The organism is Rhizobium anhuiense, from assembly GCF_003985145.1.
In the GTDB taxonomy this organism is placed as follows: Bacteria; Pseudomonadota; Alphaproteobacteria; order Rhizobiales; family Rhizobiaceae; genus Rhizobium; species Rhizobium anhuiense.
Map to the genome: position 1 here is coordinate 25,292 of NZ_ML133539.1, position 14,583 is coordinate 39,874.

At 59.0% G+C, this 14,583-nt stretch carries 14 protein-coding genes and 1 pseudogene; 6 read left to right on the forward strand and 9 right to left on the reverse strand.

Annotated elements, in window-relative coordinates; all coding sequences use genetic code 11:
• Window positions 1-202 precede the first annotated feature (202 nt).
• Window positions 203-973: an SOS response-associated peptidase family protein gene (locus EEQ99_RS30375; RefSeq protein WP_127431613.1), complete on the forward strand. Its 771-nt coding sequence runs from the start codon at window positions 203-205 to the stop codon at window positions 971-973.
• Between the two features lie 57 nt (window positions 974-1,030).
• Here the strand turns inward: EEQ99_RS30375 and EEQ99_RS30380 are convergent, their stop codons facing one another.
• Window positions 1,031-1,543 (reverse strand): thermonuclease family protein, encoded by a 513-nt coding sequence (locus tag EEQ99_RS30380; RefSeq protein ID WP_127431614.1) that lies wholly within the window; start codon window positions 1,541-1,543, stop codon window positions 1,031-1,033.
• Window positions 1,544-1,750: 207 nt separating this feature from the next.
• Here EEQ99_RS30380 and EEQ99_RS30385 point away from each other — a divergent pair, with 207 nt between their 5' ends.
• Entirely contained in the window at window positions 1,751-2,740 is a 990-nt protein-coding gene (locus EEQ99_RS30385; protein ID WP_244604871.1) for an aldo/keto reductase, read from the forward strand.
• A 139-nt stretch (window positions 2,741-2,879) separates the two neighbouring features.
• Here the strand turns inward: EEQ99_RS30385 and EEQ99_RS30390 are convergent, their stop codons facing one another.
• Window positions 2,880-3,455 carry a PadR family transcriptional regulator gene (locus tag EEQ99_RS30390; RefSeq protein WP_164735991.1) on the reverse strand — a complete coding sequence of 192 codons (576 nt, stop codon included), beginning with the start codon at window positions 3,453-3,455 and terminating at the stop codon, window positions 2,880-2,882.
• Between the two features lie 207 nt (window positions 3,456-3,662).
• Here EEQ99_RS30390 and EEQ99_RS30395 point away from each other — a divergent pair, with 207 nt between their 5' ends.
• Window positions 3,663-4,592, forward strand: coding sequence for an NAD(P)-dependent alcohol dehydrogenase (locus tag EEQ99_RS30395; RefSeq protein ID WP_127431616.1), 930 nt, complete (start codon window positions 3,663-3,665; stop codon window positions 4,590-4,592).
• Between the two features lie 214 nt (window positions 4,593-4,806).
• Here EEQ99_RS30395 and EEQ99_RS30400 read toward each other — a convergent pair whose 3' ends face one another.
• The 6 genes from EEQ99_RS30400 to EEQ99_RS30425 form a co-directional block, all read right to left on the reverse strand.
• Entirely contained in the window at window positions 4,807-6,015 is a 1,209-nt protein-coding gene (locus EEQ99_RS30400) for an alpha/beta hydrolase family protein (RefSeq protein ID WP_127431617.1), read from the reverse strand.
• A gap of 117 nt (window positions 6,016-6,132) precedes the next feature.
• Window positions 6,133-7,146, reverse strand: a complete 1,014-nt coding sequence (locus EEQ99_RS30405; protein ID WP_127431618.1) for an MBL fold metallo-hydrolase — start codon at window positions 7,144-7,146, stop codon at window positions 6,133-6,135.
• A gap of 162 nt (window positions 7,147-7,308) precedes the next feature.
• A complete protein-coding gene (locus EEQ99_RS30410; RefSeq protein ID WP_127431619.1) occupies window positions 7,309-7,677 on the reverse strand; it encodes a hypothetical protein in 369 nt (122 codons plus the stop codon).
• A gap of 70 nt (window positions 7,678-7,747) precedes the next feature.
• The gene (locus tag EEQ99_RS30415) at window positions 7,748-8,602 is read right to left on the reverse strand and encodes a DUF3313 domain-containing protein (protein WP_127431620.1); all 855 of its coding nucleotides are present in this window, start codon (window positions 8,600-8,602) and stop codon (window positions 7,748-7,750) included.
• Between the two features lie 201 nt (window positions 8,603-8,803).
• A complete protein-coding gene (locus EEQ99_RS30420; protein WP_127431655.1) occupies window positions 8,804-10,078 on the reverse strand; it encodes a HAMP domain-containing sensor histidine kinase in 1,275 nt (424 codons plus the stop codon).
• Between the two features lie 2 nt (window positions 10,079-10,080).
• Window positions 10,081-10,767 carry a response regulator gene (locus tag EEQ99_RS30425; protein WP_127431621.1) on the reverse strand — a complete coding sequence of 229 codons (687 nt, stop codon included), beginning with the start codon at window positions 10,765-10,767 and terminating at the stop codon, window positions 10,081-10,083.
• Between the two features lie 159 nt (window positions 10,768-10,926).
• On the opposite strand from EEQ99_RS30425, the pseudogene EEQ99_RS30430 reads away from it, so the two are divergent.
• The 3 genes and pseudogenes from EEQ99_RS30430 to EEQ99_RS30440 all read left to right on the forward strand — a co-directional run.
• A pseudogene (locus EEQ99_RS30430) lies at window positions 10,927-11,849 on the forward strand (efflux RND transporter periplasmic adaptor subunit); the annotation flags it as partial.
• 118 nt (window positions 11,850-11,967) lie between these two features.
• The gene (locus tag EEQ99_RS30435) at window positions 11,968-12,900 is read left to right on the forward strand and encodes an SDR family NAD(P)-dependent oxidoreductase (protein WP_210212254.1); all 933 of its coding nucleotides are present in this window, start codon (window positions 11,968-11,970) and stop codon (window positions 12,898-12,900) included.
• Window positions 12,897-13,535: an FAD-dependent oxidoreductase gene (locus tag EEQ99_RS30440; protein WP_127431622.1), complete on the forward strand. Its 639-nt coding sequence runs from the start codon at window positions 12,897-12,899 to the stop codon at window positions 13,533-13,535. The genes EEQ99_RS30435 and EEQ99_RS30440 overlap by 4 nt, the downstream gene beginning before the upstream one ends.
• A gap of 169 nt (window positions 13,536-13,704) precedes the next feature.
• Here the strand turns inward: EEQ99_RS30440 and EEQ99_RS30445 are convergent, their stop codons facing one another.
• Window positions 13,705-14,328: an NAD(P)-dependent oxidoreductase gene (locus EEQ99_RS30445; protein WP_127431623.1), complete on the reverse strand. Its 624-nt coding sequence runs from the start codon at window positions 14,326-14,328 to the stop codon at window positions 13,705-13,707.
• Window positions 14,329-14,583 lie beyond the last annotated feature (255 nt).

The window sequence follows — 14,583 nt, forward strand, 5'->3', positions numbered from 1 at the left end:
CCGGCAGGAAAACCGCGGCGGAGCTATGATCTCAGCAGTCGGAATTGCCACCACGTGTTCTGGACGTTTTGGCATCGTAACCTTCAATAGAAGACGAGATGGAGGTCGGGGCATCTAGTTTCAAGATTTCGCTGGAGGCGCAGTTGGCAGTCATCGACGGGGCGGCTACGTTGCCATCCGGAACGACCGCGGAGTGGCTGACGTGTGCAATCTCTATCGCATGGAAGACAAGGACTGGGTCAGGAAATGGGCGATCGATGCCGAGAGCATGATCAACCTGATGCCTGCCTACCAGATGAACCCGGATCAGATGGGTCCAATCGTTCGAAACACGCCCGATGGCCGCAAGCTGCTCGTCCACGGTCGATGGGGCCTGCCCTCCCCCCTGTTCGTTCAGAAAAAGGCAGCCGAGGACCGCGCGGCCAAGCGGAGGGCAAAGGGCGAAGCGGTCGACCTCGACGAACTCATCCGGATGGAGCCAGACCGAGGCGTCACCAACGTACGGAAGCTCGATCTGCCGCACTGGAAGCGGTGGTTCGATGTGGGGCACAGGTGCATCGTCCCGGTGACGTCGTTTGCGGAGCCCGATCCCGCCAGCCAAGAACCCGGCGGCAAAATTCCGAACGCATGGTTCGGCCGAGACGAAAGCAAACCGCTCATGTTTTTTGCCGGAATCCACGTACCGCAGTGGAAGAGCGTCCGCAAAGTCAAAGACGGGCTGACAACTGACGACCTCTATGGATTCCTGACTACCGACCCGAATGATGTCGTCAGGCCGATCCATGAAAAGGCGATGCCCGTGCTGCTGCTGACCAAGGAGGAGACAGATATCTGGCTGTCCGCACCATGGGAAGACGCACGGCACCTTGCGCGCCCGGCGGCGAACGACGCGATAATGATTACGTCTCGTGAAGCGTACGGCTCCAGCGTCGTCTCCACGGAAGGGGAGACATTGCAGGCGAACTTTCTTTAGCCAGCCTAGCGAACGCGTTTCGTGAGGCTGCGACGCTTCGGAAGCGGAGTCAGTGCCTCAGCAGGCTGCCTTTCGCTTTGATCGCGACGCCCTTGCTTCGCACGGAAGTTCGAACGTCCCGCGCCAGATGCCGGCATGTGCGGATTCGGCAGCAATCTGATCTGCTCTGAAAGCGCCTTTCGAATATCGCACCCAGTCGACCGCCCAACCCTGTCGGACCATCCACGAATTCACGCTGGTCCCGTCCGCTCTGACGCAGTCGGCAACGACGCGGCGGTATCTGTCCGTGTTCCGCGCCTGACAACGGGTCGGGCGCGATTTCGCCAGGAAGTCATCTAAGGCGAAAGCCGCTTCCTTGCCACAACGGTAGGGCTTCCTGGCGGAGTCCTGGCATACCTGCCAACTCTCCGGCGCATCTACGCCATTCAGCCTGATCCGCCGGGCGGCGATCTCGATGGTGTCGCCATCGATAACCGACGCGCGGCCAAGCAGTTGCTCGGCTTCCGCCGGAATTGACATCGATACCCATGCGATCAGAAGGAGAAGCAGTAGACCAAGACGTTCGGGCATGCGTCACACCAATATAGCTTCGTCGCCCCTCGCGGCGACCATCCTGTTCGTGGCCAATCCCACTCCCATTTGCATGTAGATCGTCATTGCGACGGCCTATCGTCCGCAAGGATTCGGACGAGGCGCTCCACCTCCCGACGGCGATTGGAGTCGCAGGTTAAGCCTAGTAAGTTAAGGATCGGATTGATCACACGAGAGTAATCCTGTATGGGTATTGCGGGCATCAACCTGGCTTCCGGACCGAGATTGGAGGGAAGCGGCCTTGCCCCGGATGCCTGGCCAATCGATATCCGCGAGTGGGCTGAAGGTTGCCGAAATCCTGGAGCGCACGTTATGTCATCAAGAAAAACAAGGGAATTTCTCATTGGCGGAGACATGCCCGTCAACCGAGTTGCGTTCGGCGCTATGCGTCTTTCGGCCAACGGATTTCGCGGCCCGGCGAGAGATCCCGAGACGGGTCGCGCAGTCCTGCGGCGGGCGGTCGGGCTGGGAATTAACCTTGTCGATACGGCAGCTTTCTATCATAGCGGCGACAAAACTGTTCGCGCGAATCAGTTGATACATGAGGCGCTATATCCCTACCCCTCAGACCTCGTGATCGCGACGAAAGTAGGGCATGTTTTCGATTCAGAAGGCAACCATCGGACAGCGACCGGCGCTGATATGCGCCGCCTGATTGAGGAAAACCTCGAGGACCTCGGCCTGGATCGGCTCGATCTGGTCTATCTCCGAATCGGTGAAATGGCTCCGCCCCATGGCGAGTCCCTTGCCGAACGTTTCGAGGCGCTCGCGGCGCTGCACGAGGAGGGCCTGATCCGTCACCTGGGCCTCAGCAATATCGACAGCGACCACCTTGCCGAAGCGCGCGCAATCGCACCGGTCGTGGCAGTGCAGAACAACTTTCACATTGCCAAGCGCGGAGACACCGCACTGTTGGCCATTTGCCAGGACGAGAATATCGCATTCAGCCCCTTCTTCCCTCTCGGTGGAGGAATTGCGAACATCGACAATGGACGCCTAGCCAGGATTGCGAGTCGACACGGAGCAACCAGCAACCAGATCGCCTTGGCCTGGCTTCTGGCGCTTTCCCCGGTGGCGATCGCAATTCCCGGAACGGGATCGATTGCCCACCTAGAAGAAAACACGGCCGCCGGCGACATCGTCTTAACACAGGAAGACCTAGCCGAGCTCGCCTGACCCATGAGGTGTTATCTCTGACTAGCGGGTCGTGTGGCCGGTGGCCACAATGCTTGCTTCGCAGAAAATGCTGCGTATGGGGGTATTTCCAATTGACCATCGAGATCGCTGTTAGAAGATCGTGGCGAGCGGCTCTCCTCTAGGGCTTTTCCTTTCGCGGCCGAGGATTCCTCTCGTCGGCAATGAGGTTTGGGAGCGCCGTGATGAGATCGGTAAGATATTGGACCTCCGCTTCCATCCGGTGCGCTGTATGACGAACCGCCCACTCCTCGGCCACTCCGATAAACGGTAGCGCTTGCTCGATCATACGCCGCCTCTCTTCGAGCTGCGCCTTCATCCTTGCAAGCCGGTCCGCCAATAGCGCAGGAAGCTCATCGAGCTTCGCTGGATCCACACGAGTAAGCGCAAGGTCGAACGGATCATACTTAAACCAGATTTCAGTCAGGCCGTCGTGCCGAAGACGCGCCAATGCGTGTCTTCCGTCCTCGGTGATTTCGTAGAGTTGCCTGGTGGGGCGATTACCCTCCTGCTCGCGTCCTGCTTCGCGCAACAAACCCTCAGCGGCGAGACGGTTCATCGCACCGTAAACCGCGCCCACCGGTATGTCTGTCCAAAACGGCACGCGCTTGCGTTCGGCCTCCTGCCTCAGGCGATGACCATGCATCGGGCCAAGCTCGGCGAAGGACGACAGAATGAAAAGCCTGATCGATGACATAACACCTCCTATTGCTCTCATGAGAGTATTCTGCTATGAGTATGCATGCGTTTGCACTGCATTCAAGCTCGATGAAACTCCAGTGCGGGTAAATCAGCTACGGCGAGTTTAGGCAATGCAGCGCTCTCTCATCCCTTGAGGGAACGGCTGCCGGATGGGAGCTACGCTACGAACGGCAAGAATTTCGGATCGAGAACGAGACCAAATATGAAAAGAGTGCAATATGACCGCTACGGCGGACCCACGAGGATGTATATCGGCGAATCCAAGCTGCCTCAGCTTGGCCCGAAGCAAGTGCGTGTCGTCGTAAGTGCCGCAGCGATAAACCCCTTTGACTGGAAGCTTCGCCAGGGCGCGATGAAACTGTTCATCAACCGCAAGTTTCCTAAAGGTATGGGAACAGATTTCGCTGGCGTTGTTGCCGCTGTCGGCAGTGATGTGAGGGACATCAACGTAGATGATGAAGTTTTCGGAACGATGGACTTCAAGGAATCTGGTGCGTTCGCGGAAGAAGTTGTCCTGGATTCTCATTTGGTGGCGAAAAAACCCGCGTCCCTTTCTTTCCCGGAGGCTGCGTGCCTGCCCATTCCAGTGATGACCGCATGGGCTGCTATTTTCGACAAAGCCAAAACCTCGCAGGGATCGCATCTCTTCATCAACGGTTGCACTGGTGCCGTGGGGGCGTCTGCCGTGCAGTTAGCGCTCGCTCGTGGCGTGAAAGTCAGCGGCGCATGTGGGACTGCTTCTTTGGAAACCGCGAAAGCAGCCGGCGTGGATTCCGTCTTCTCCTACACCGATAGACGACTGCAGGCTCAGAAGGGCAAGTTCGACGCCGTATTCGACACACTTGGGACGTTGGATGTAGGCCACGGACTCTCAATGCTGAAGAAGGGCGGCGTTTTCGTCGACATCAATCCGACCCTCCGAAGAGTAGCGCGTGGCATGTTCTCCCGACGTTACAAGCTCGCGTTCGCGACTATGGGCATCAAGCGTCTGTCAGCGATCGCGGACCTCGCGAGTGAAGGTGTGTTGCGGCCAACTGTTGGCCTCGTAGTGCCGTTTGCCGATGCAGTATCCGCGATCACAGCGATTGAATCCGGCACCCGAATTCCGGGCAAGGTCGTCTTGAGTTTGTGAGGCAAGAGAGTCAAGCAAGCATCATGCAGCATGAGGGATTCTGAACTTCCGTTCCTTCGTCGACTCCCCGGCCTGACACTCGGGGAATCGACGAAAGGAACACCTTCAGTCTCTCGATCCGGTCGAAGAGATTATCGGCATCGCCGATTACCCGGCCCGTTCGGCGACCTTGATCAGGAACCTGCGACGGCGGCTTCGATCCAAGGCCGTGATCTCAGAGGCGCCCCTCGAGCCAGTCGAACAAGGTTGCAGAAGCCGTGGAATAGGCTCCGATCTGGCAATGAGCTTGTGCTGTCGAATCCGCGTCAAACAGGATGTAGTGCTTCGGACATTTGAGAGCATCGAAGAGCCTTTTCGCCTGGCCCCTTGCCATTTCCTCCGTGCCGTCCATGACTAGCGTTTCGCATTCGATTTGATCAATTACGGGTGTGTTGTCATAGGCCAGGAGAGCTTTGAACACGTCCTGCTCCCGTACCCCGTGCTTCCAGGCATAATCTCTGACGAGCCACTTCAGCGACGTGTGCTGAGCGGTCCAGGTAAATGCCTCCCGAAGGACGTCAGGACCGTCTCCGACGAGCACCTGACGGATGGGGGCTGGGAAGTGGTTGAGAATACCCTCTGCCCAACTCAGGGATCCGGGGTCGGCGATGCATACCTTGAGGCGCTTTTCAAAGGCAGCGGCTCGCACGGAAAGGAACGCGCCGAAACTCAAGCCCATAAGACCAATCCTCGACGGATCGACTCCGGGAATTTCAAGTGCGAAATCGACGACAGGTTTTATGACGTTCTCCCAGTCGGGTCGGAAATAAAGATTGTTGAGCCTCAATGCCAGACCCTGGCCTGGGCCGTCATAGATCAGGCAGTGTATTCCACGCCGCAGGGCAGCATCGTAAACCCAGACCGTATCGTCAGCCCAGGTGTCGCGACCCGGCGTGATAATGAGTAGCGGAGCGCTTTCTCCAGCAACAGGAGATCTGAAGAAATGTCCCGAGAGGAATGTGTCCTCATACGGGATCCCCACATACCTTCCCGGATAGCCAGAAAGGTCAAGATATCGCTGGTAGCACCTCGAACTGGCGCGTGCGTACTCGCCAATGCGCGAATCTTCGGGATGACTGAAGTACATCAGCGAGGCGCGCCAGTAGGTCGCCGCGCGGAGATATGTCGAAGAGGCGGTCAGCCGTTTATCCGCGCGATCGGCCATTTCGGCCAGGTTTTGGAGACGGAGTGCTACTGCGCTCCATGCATTGATCCAGCGCTCTTCGTCGTTTGGCTTCAACTGCCCGATGACTTCGAAAACTTCGCCGAGGTCAGACATGCCGTATTGCATGAGCCCAAGGATGTGTTTCAGCAGAGCATCCATCATCAGTGTCTCGCTGAACTTCGTGGATGTCCAATGAACGGTGTTTTGCGCGTCTGACATATTTGATTTCCTTCTCCACAGAGGAACGCGGGCCAAGGGACGAGGCGCACTTGGCTTGCAGCAGCATGATCGGCACCGGGTGCCCACGAAGAGCGCCCATTAATCCATGACGATCGGTCAGTTGGGGGATCCGGCATCCGAATCCTGTCGCGGATCGACATCCACAACTTGTCCAGGTCGGAAAGCCTCGAAGCAGGTTCGGTTCATGCCATGCGACGCAAGAGCTTCGGCAAGCAGCCGGGGCGGCTCATCCCAGGGCTCGTCGGTCAGCCGAAACGTGCCCCAGTGGATACCGAGAGCCTTGCGCGCGTCCAGCGAGCGCATGATCAACACGGCTTCCTTCGGGTCGACATGCTGAGCCGCCATGAACCAGCGAGGCGCATAGGCTCCGATCGGGATCAGGGCGAGATCAGGTCGGCCATGGGTCGCGCGCATGGCCTTGAAGATTGCACCAGTGCCATATCCGGTATCGCCGGCGAAGTAGACGAGTCCTGCATTGGTCCTCAGCATGAAGCCGCCCCACAAGGCCATGCGGCGGTCGCCGATCCCGCGAGCCGACCAGTGATTGGCGGGCACGATGTCCACGACGGCGCCGTTGGGCAGGTGGAAGCGGGTGCCCCAATTGCCCGTGGCAATCCTGGCACGGGGGACAGCCCGGCGGATAATGGTCTCGTTGCCCAACGGTGTGATGATCATAGGAGCATCGCGCTCGTGCAGCCGTTTCAAAGTCGGCAGGTCAAGATGGTCATAGTGATTGTGGGAGAGCAGGACCACATCGATTGGCGGCAGGTCCGCGAACGCGATGCCGGGCGCAGTGGTCCGACTTCGGCCGATATACCCATACGGCCCTGCCCGCTCAGACCAGACGGGATCGGTCAAAACATTGAGCCCCGCCGCCTGAATCAATACGGTTGCGTGTCCGACCATGGTGGCGCGCAGACCGGAAACCCGGCGTTCTGGTACAGCCCTTACGATGTCCACCCGTTTGGGCCACGGCACTCGGCGCTCCCTCTGCCAGCGAAAAAGGTCCCGCACCGAGCGATCCGTTCCCGGATGCCCCGGATTGGCGAAACGCACCCCGTCGAAGTTCTCGGTCGGCGGAAAGGTGACATAGCGGTTCCGTTTGGTCATGATTGGATCTCAGAAGTGGATTTTCGATGTCGCCCCACGCGGGCGGCGACATCTTCTTCGGGGCGTCAGCCGGAGTCCTTGTTGTATGCATTCAGCCCCTCACCCACGAGAATCGGGCGGGACGTGTTCGCAACGGTGCCGGCCTGATGCCATCCTTCGGGTCTAATTTACCGGGCGGCTGAGCTTCAAGTCGGGTTGCTCGTCATTCCAGCCTTGAAGTCCGCCGGGAACCTCGCGAAATCGCAGGCACTTCGACATCATCGTATTGTTGAGGCACATCGTGTCGCCTTTGACCTTCCAGTTGACGGATAGTGCAAACATTAGAGGTCCTTTAATGCTACCAGTGCCGTCTTTGTTGAGGGTGAGTTTGAAGGACCTGCCGTTCGGCGCGTCGGCCGACCAAGGAGCACCATCGGCGAGAATCGCGGCCGCCTTCTGCGGCGGCAGATAACCCTGCCCCTGCGCGGCAAACGTTGTGCTCGCGGCGAGAATTGAGACCGCCGCCGTTGCGATTTTAACATGTGTCTTCATTTGGACGTCCTTTCTTCCTTGATTGAAATGCGGTCATCACTGCGTCACGACCGCGTCGCGGTGGATGGGTTTATTGTTGTTGTTGTTGGCGGCCCGCGGCGCCCTTGTCGCTCCAAGCCGGCGGCAGACCAAGCTGGCCGGCGACCGCACCCGTGATGCCGGGGGCGGACCCGAAGGCCTTGCAGGCGACGTATTTCGGAGCGCCGCCAAGCGAGGCCCTGACACTCTGCATCGAGGGCATCGCAGGCATTCCTTTGAACGGGTCTTTGCCCTTGACCAGCATCCGGCTGAAGTCGGTGCCGAATGCTGAAGACAGCGAGTAGGCATCCCCCACGTTGGAATACCGTGGTGTCGTCAGCACGTTTGCTCCACGCGACCAGAGCATCGCCGCCTTCTGCGACCCGTCCTGGCCAATCGCTTCTGCTTCGACTGATAAGCCGCCAAGGCCGAGAGGTATCCGCGGGATTGGGACCGGGAGTGCAACGGACGCGCCCAACGATGTGACAGTCGAGGTCGCCGCCGCCGTCCTGTTGGTGGCGACGATGTCGGTGACGGTCGCATGGACCGTGAGATCAGCCGGCTGGTCCGAAGCGACGATCCTGAAGCGGTCACTGAGACCGGTACAGAGGGTGCGGTCGATGGCGTTTGTGACGAGCGCCAGATCTTTGGGGTTGAAAGCACTGGTGCCGCCGACGTTCGCCGACGTCGGGACGATGCGTACCGTCTTCGCGGCGAGAACGGGTGGCGGATCAACCCTTAGCCTTGCCTTTGTGAGCGTGCCACCCGATGGGGCCATACCAGCGTAGGAGCCAAGCGTCCCTCTTTGCTGCAGTGGCAAGTTGGCACACGACGAGAGCGACAATGTCAGCATCAAGCAGAGAATTGTCCGCAATCGTGTTCCAGGTCGTTGGAAGGCAAAGTCCATTTGTGAGATCTCTGAGCCGTTGTCTTGACTCAGTTTTAGCAATGCCAGCGTTAACCGCGGTAAAGGCACTGTAAAGTTAGGTAAAATGTGAACGCAGTCTTCGTGGGGTTCAAACGCGTCTGCGCAGCCCTGAGATGACGGGCACTTCGATGCCTCTTTCGGGCGCGTCGATTGATCAGCTCGGGCTCAGCCTTGGCCGCACTAGGAACCGTGTTTCGTCGACTTCCGGGGAATTTCGAGGGTGATGGCCAGACCGCCGGCGGCCGGCAGTGATGCATATACCCGCCCGCCATGACGCTCGATTGCCTGTCTGGTGATCGCAAGGCCCAGACCGTAGCCACCTCGCGGGGCGGCGTCGTTGCCACGGGAGAACGGCTGGAAGATCCGCTCAAGTTCGTCCCGTCTCACTCCCGGCCCCTGATCCACGACGAGGATCGTCAGGCGCTCGGCCGTCGAAGCACAGGACACGGCTATGCGCGAATGCTCCGCCGTATACTTGACGGCGTTGCGAACGACGTTTTCAAGGGCTCTGTAGATCAGCTCCCCCTCCACCTCCGCCAGGAAAACGCCGTCGACACTGGTGGTGATCGAAACTCCCCGTGCCTGGGCTTCGAACGCGGCATCGCCGAGGATCTCGTTCAGAAGGTCGATGACATCGAGCGACTGCGTTTTCAGCGAGCTGCTGGATCCGGCTGTCAGCCTGGCAAGGGTCAGAACTTCGCCCACCAACATGTCGAGGCGTTCAACCTCCCTATCCATGCGATCCAACATGCCACCCAGTTTCGCCGGTGTTTGCCGCAGGACGCCCACAGCGGCTTGCAGACGAGACAAGGGCGAGCGCAGTTCATGGGAGACGTCGTGGAAAAGCCTTTGCTGCGCCTCCTGAAGCTCCTGCAGTCTCGCTGCCGTGGAATCGAAGTCGTGCGCGAGTGCGGTGACCTCGTCCTTTCGGCCGGCCATTTTGTCTCCGATACGAACGTCGAAACGGCCATGGGCAAGCGCGCTCAGGCCGTCACGCAGGTGAACGACTGGACGAATGAGATATCGGGCGAGCGCGATCGCTGACAGCGTGCTCGAAATTAGTATCGCAAGCCACGGCATCAACGGAACAAGATTCTTAAGAGTGAAGCTGGTTGGAGCCGATAGAGATATTCGATAGCAAACCCCATCCTTGAGGACGAGCCTGCCATTCTGCCTGTCTCCCGCGGTGCAAGGTCCCGCATCCGCGACTTTCGAGATGGCCAGGCCGAGTGGCCGCGTCCTCTCGCTTGTGCGCACGAAATGCGTGGCCGCGTCTTCCCCATCCTGAACCAGAATGCTCTCAGTCAGATTGACTACGAACGTCCGCCGCGCCTCCTCGACTTCCCAGGCAAAGGGAACCGCCTGCAGCAGCTTCAGGACAAGGACAATAGCTGCGACAGAGAGCGCCATGGTCAGCCAGATGACCCTGAAGAACTTCCAAAAAAGCCGGGGCATGCTCAATCCACCAAAAGTTGATAGCCTTGGCCGCGAACGGACCGGATCCAAGATTGCCCATCCTCTCTGAGCCCCAGCTTCTGACGCACGCTGCTGATATGAACGTCGATGCGGCGATCGAACGGGGTGAGTGGCTTTCCGAAGGCCAGTTTCGAAATATCCTGCTTCGATAAAAGCTGCCCCCCGCTGCGCGCGAGAATTTCGAGCAGCCTGAACTCGGTGCCGGTCAGCTCCAAAGGTTCTCCGCGCCATTCGGCGGTTCGACTACCCGGATGTATCACGAGCTGTCCCGTCCTCAGCGTATCGGTCGCCGAACCGGCCGCTGGCTGGCCCGCTCGACGCAGGATCGCACGCACGCGCGCCGCGAGTTCGCCCGGTGAACAAGGCTTTGGAACATAGTCGTCGGCGCCGAGGTTCAGGCCCGAAATCCGGTCGATGTCATCGCCCCTGGCCGTGAGCATCAGCACCGGGATTTGGCTTAATTTCCGGATTCTCTGCAGGACCTCGATCCCGTTCATCCGGGGCATCATGATGTCGAGCACGATGATGTCGACCGTGTTGGCGGCGGCAGCCGCAATCGCGGCTCGGCCATCCGTGTCCGTCACGACATCATATCCTTCCTCCGCCAGATATTCCTGCAGAAGTGTCGTCAGCTCGACATCGTCGTCGATGAGGAGAACCTTGTTCATTCGTGTGGTTCCGTTGTTCGCCTCCGCCGTCATACAGCACGAATGGGAACTCTCCACCCAACTTTACCTAGCTTAACACTAACTTGACCGCACTTAACATTCAGACGGCTACTGATAGGCATTATGGCATCGCCCGCGTGGCGGGACAGGTCCGCGCCGATGCCGGATACTCCAAGGAAAGCATCGTTGAGAAAGCCGTCCATGCCATTCGCCGCTGCATTCGTTGCGGCCGCACTTCTCTTCGCGTTCCGCAACTTCATTATGGAACACTCCGCCGCGCCGCCGCTCGCCGTGTCCCTGACGGCGCCGTCGCAGCAGGATTGTCCCGAAACCCTCTTGGCGGAAGGATGGCTCAAGCCCTGGCAAGAGGCGATTGTCGCCTCCGAGACGGGCGGCCTTCGCATCACCGAGGTCCTGGTTGATGTCGGCTCCGTGGTTGCGAAAGGGCAGACGCTCGTGCGGCTTTCGCAGGAGAGCGTACTTGCAGACCTTCAGAAACACGAAGCGGCAATTGCGACGGCAAAAGCGAACCTGTCGAAGGCAAGAGGAAATGTCGACCAGGTGCGGCAACTAGGTCTTTCTGGTGCGGGCTCCGCCGACGACATCGCGCAATACGTGACCGCGGAACAGACGGCGGTTGTCAGCCTTAAAGCCGCAAAGGCCGACTTCGATAACGACAGGGTCAAGCTCGAGCAGACGACCATCACCGCAGCCGACGACGGTCTGATAATTTCGCGGTCTGCCGAGCTCGGTGCCGTCGTCTCCGCCGGCGCCGAGCTGTTCCGCATGGTGCGCCAGCAGCGTGTCGAATGGCAGGCAGAGGTTCCAGCAGATTACCTTCCACGAATTTCGGAAGGGTCGAACGTCGTGGTCAACGGGCCCGAGGGTCAGCGGATCCAAGGCAAGGTCAGGCTTGTCGGCCCTTCGGTCAGCGCCGATACGAGCCGAGCGATCGTCTATGTCGCCTTTCCGGCCGACGTCCATCCACGTACCGGACTGTACGTGACGGGCAACATTGAACTTCAGGCGACACCAGCCCCCGCGTTTTCCAAACCGCGACCGTGTTCGGGGACGGGATAAGTGACCGCGTCCGGCGCGAACCCGTCATGCGAATCCATTGTCGCGACGCGTTCGTCATGCCGGGGCTGGACTCGATCCCGAATCCGCCAAACCCCACACCAACAAAACGGAATATTTGACATGAACCAAGCGAAATCCCAGCGTATTGTTGTCATGACCGGAGTCACTGCCGGACTCGGCTTACATGCGCTTCAGAAGATCGCCGCTCAGCCAGGTACACGGGTCATCGTCGGTGCCCGTGGAAGCGGCCGAGCTGTACCTCCCGGCGTGGAGGTCATTCCTCTCGATCTCGCATCTCTCGCGAGCGTCCGCCAATTTTCTGAGGCTGTCACATCGCGGCTCGAAAGTGGCCGCATCGACATATTGGTTCTCAATGCCGGCATGCAGGCCTCGACGAACGAAGGCAGGAGTGTCGAAGGCTACGAACTGACCTTCGCGGTCAATCACCTCGCCCACTACCTGCTGGCTCGACTCCTGCTGTCGCAAATGGCCGATCAAGGCCGTCTGGTGATCACCACTAGCGAAACGCACGATCCCGCCGTTACGCCGATCGCTCCCAAGGCTCTCGATCCCCAGGCCCTGGCGCATCCGGACAAGAGCGGCTTTGGCATGGGCATACGCGCGTATGCAGCTTCCAAGCTGTGCAATTTGCTGACCGCACAATCCTTCGCTGCCATGGAAGAGGTCAGGGCCCGTAAGCTCGCGGTGATCGCCTTCAGCCCCGGCCTTACCGGTGGCACGTCGCTGGGCCGCGACAGCCCCCGCGCCATGCGCGCGGTCGTCATGCTCCTCATGCATACTGTCTTCCGAGTGGTCGGCCTTTTCCGTCCTGAATACGTCATCGGTACGCCCGAACGCTCAGGCGAAGCGCTGGCCGAGATCGCTCTCGGGGCGGTCATCCCGCCGCCGGGCCGGATCTACGTCTCGCTTGTGAAGGGCAAGCCGACCTTTCCCGATCCATCCCAACTGGCGCGAAGCCGAGAGGCTCGGGAACAGTTGTGGCGCGAAAGCGCAGTTATGGTTGGATTCGATGATCAGGCCCCGACCCAATGAAGATTACCTTTACGAAAAAAGTACACGAGTACGACGACGTTTTCTCGTTTTTCTTCGATGCACCCGGCGTCAACTACAAAGCGGGACAGTACACCCATTTGAGGGTTGGTGGTCCGCTCGACTTTCTTGGCTCGGTTCGCGAGATGTCCTTCGCCTCAGCCCCGGGAGATCCAGAGCTCATGTTCAGCATGCATCTGGGATCAAATAGCAAATTCAAGAAAAAGATGAGCGCGCTCCAGCCCGACGATACGATCAGTTTGTTTGGCACAGGCGCGCACGTCAAATTGCCCGAACACCGAACCGGAAGTTTGGTTTTCATAGCGGGCGGCGTGGGGATGACCCCATTCCGCTCGATGATTCTGGAGGCGCACAAGGCAGGGAACCATCAGACGGCGCTGGTTCAAGTCCAACGGGGCGATTTCCTCTATCGCAAGGAGTTGGAGCCGCTTGTATCCGACTATCTCGCGGTCCGTCCGGAGATATTCGTGGACACCGTCAAGAAGGTAGGGGGAGGTTATGGCGATGATGCGATTTTCTACGTGTGCGGATCGAGAAGGCTCATCGCATCTGTAGTTGAAACCCTTAAGGGGTGCGGCATTGAGAAAGAGAAAGTTAGAATAGAAAGCTACAAATAGGCGTAGATCGGCAAGAAGGTGCGGGAAATCACCACCGATTGAAGAAAGCATTATGTCCGAGCACTGAAGGCGTAGCTTCGGTCTGCTTGCAGGAGCAGCCCTCCCTCGCCACGCCCAAGCGCCGGGGTTGCCCGGCGGTCGTCAGCCGGGGCTGCACTCCCCGGACACCTCAGTAAATCAACAGAGGCGTTTGACCGATGAATTGAGGCGACTTGGCTTGGTTGAGCATGAAGCCGGCGACGTCGGCGCGTGCAATTCTGCCACCATGGATGCCCCGCAAATCGGTCAGCGCCCTATAGCGCCCCATATACGGACCATTGGTCAAGAAACCGGGCCGGACAATGATCCAGCGAGCGATATTGTTCTTGATAATGCGTTCCTGGCGATCCTTGTCGGCGTAAATCCTGCGAAGGACAATCGGCAGGAATAAATGGTCGTACAACCATGTCCCGTGTCCTTTGCTATCGCCGGTTCCCATACCCGTGACGGCGATGAGCAATTGTTCCCGCTCAAGAGCTTTCGAAAGGTTTTCGGCGCAGCGGGAGAACATGGTTATTGTTCGCGTTACATTCGCGGTTCCCAGGCAATCGCAGACGACGTCTTGTCCCGTCACGAGTCCCGTGATCGCGTTGGCTTCCTGGGCATCTCCCTGTAGGATCCGCAACCGGGAGTGCTTAATTGGCATGCGGCTTGGCTCACGGGCGAGCGCAGTGACCTCGTGGCCGTCTTTCAGCGCCGTTTTAGCAGTGGCCAAACCAATGCCGCGCGTTGCGCCGATGATTGCGATCTTCATGGAGCATCTCCTTAAGCTTGAAAGGTCGGGCTCCGGCGGCGAGTTGGGATTTTTGATCACTTCCCGTCATGTCGCCTGGCGTCCATGCCGGCTGTATTACAGGACAAACGTGAGCGCTCCATCCAACTTTACCTAGCTTAACACTAACTTGACCGTACTTAACGTTCAGCGGGCTATTGATAGGCATGGCGGCATCGGTCGCGTGGGCACCGCCCCGCCCCTCAGCCGGAACTGCAAGGATTGGACCGTTGGAAA

Bases quoted from the DNA above. Each gene is read 5' to 3' on its own strand.
- EEQ99_RS30380 (WP_127431614.1), bottom strand. From the start codon at position 1,543: ATGCCCGAACGTCTTGGTCTACTGCTTCTCCTTCTGATCGCATGGGTA.
- EEQ99_RS30385 (WP_244604871.1), top strand. From the start codon at position 1,751: ATGGGTATTGCGGGCATCAACCTGGCTTCCGGACCGAGATTGGAGGGA.
- EEQ99_RS30390 (WP_164735991.1), bottom strand. From the start codon at position 3,455: ATGTCATCGATCAGGCTTTTCATTCTGTCGTCCTTCGCCGAGCTTGGC.
- EEQ99_RS30395 (WP_127431616.1), top strand. From the start codon at position 3,663: ATGAAAAGAGTGCAATATGACCGCTACGGCGGACCCACGAGGATGTAT.
- EEQ99_RS30400 (WP_127431617.1), bottom strand. From the start codon at position 6,015: ATGTCAGACGCGCAAAACACCGTTCATTGGACATCCACGAAGTTCAGC.
- EEQ99_RS30405 (WP_127431618.1), bottom strand. From the start codon at position 7,146: ATGACCAAACGGAACCGCTATGTCACCTTTCCGCCGACCGAGAACTTC.
- EEQ99_RS30410 (WP_127431619.1), bottom strand. From the start codon at position 7,677: ATGAAGACACATGTTAAAATCGCAACGGCGGCGGTCTCAATTCTCGCC.
- EEQ99_RS30415 (WP_127431620.1), bottom strand. From the start codon at position 8,602: ATGGACTTTGCCTTCCAACGACCTGGAACACGATTGCGGACAATTCTC.
- EEQ99_RS30420 (WP_127431655.1), bottom strand. From the start codon at position 10,078: ATGCCCCGGCTTTTTTGGAAGTTCTTCAGGGTCATCTGGCTGACCATG.
- EEQ99_RS30425 (WP_127431621.1), bottom strand. From the start codon at position 10,767: ATGAACAAGGTTCTCCTCATCGACGACGATGTCGAGCTGACGACACTT.
- EEQ99_RS30435 (WP_210212254.1), top strand. From the start codon at position 11,968: ATGAACCAAGCGAAATCCCAGCGTATTGTTGTCATGACCGGAGTCACT.
- EEQ99_RS30440 (WP_127431622.1), top strand. From the start codon at position 12,897: ATGAAGATTACCTTTACGAAAAAAGTACACGAGTACGACGACGTTTTC.
- EEQ99_RS30445 (WP_127431623.1), bottom strand. From the start codon at position 14,328: ATGAAGATCGCAATCATCGGCGCAACGCGCGGCATTGGTTTGGCCACT.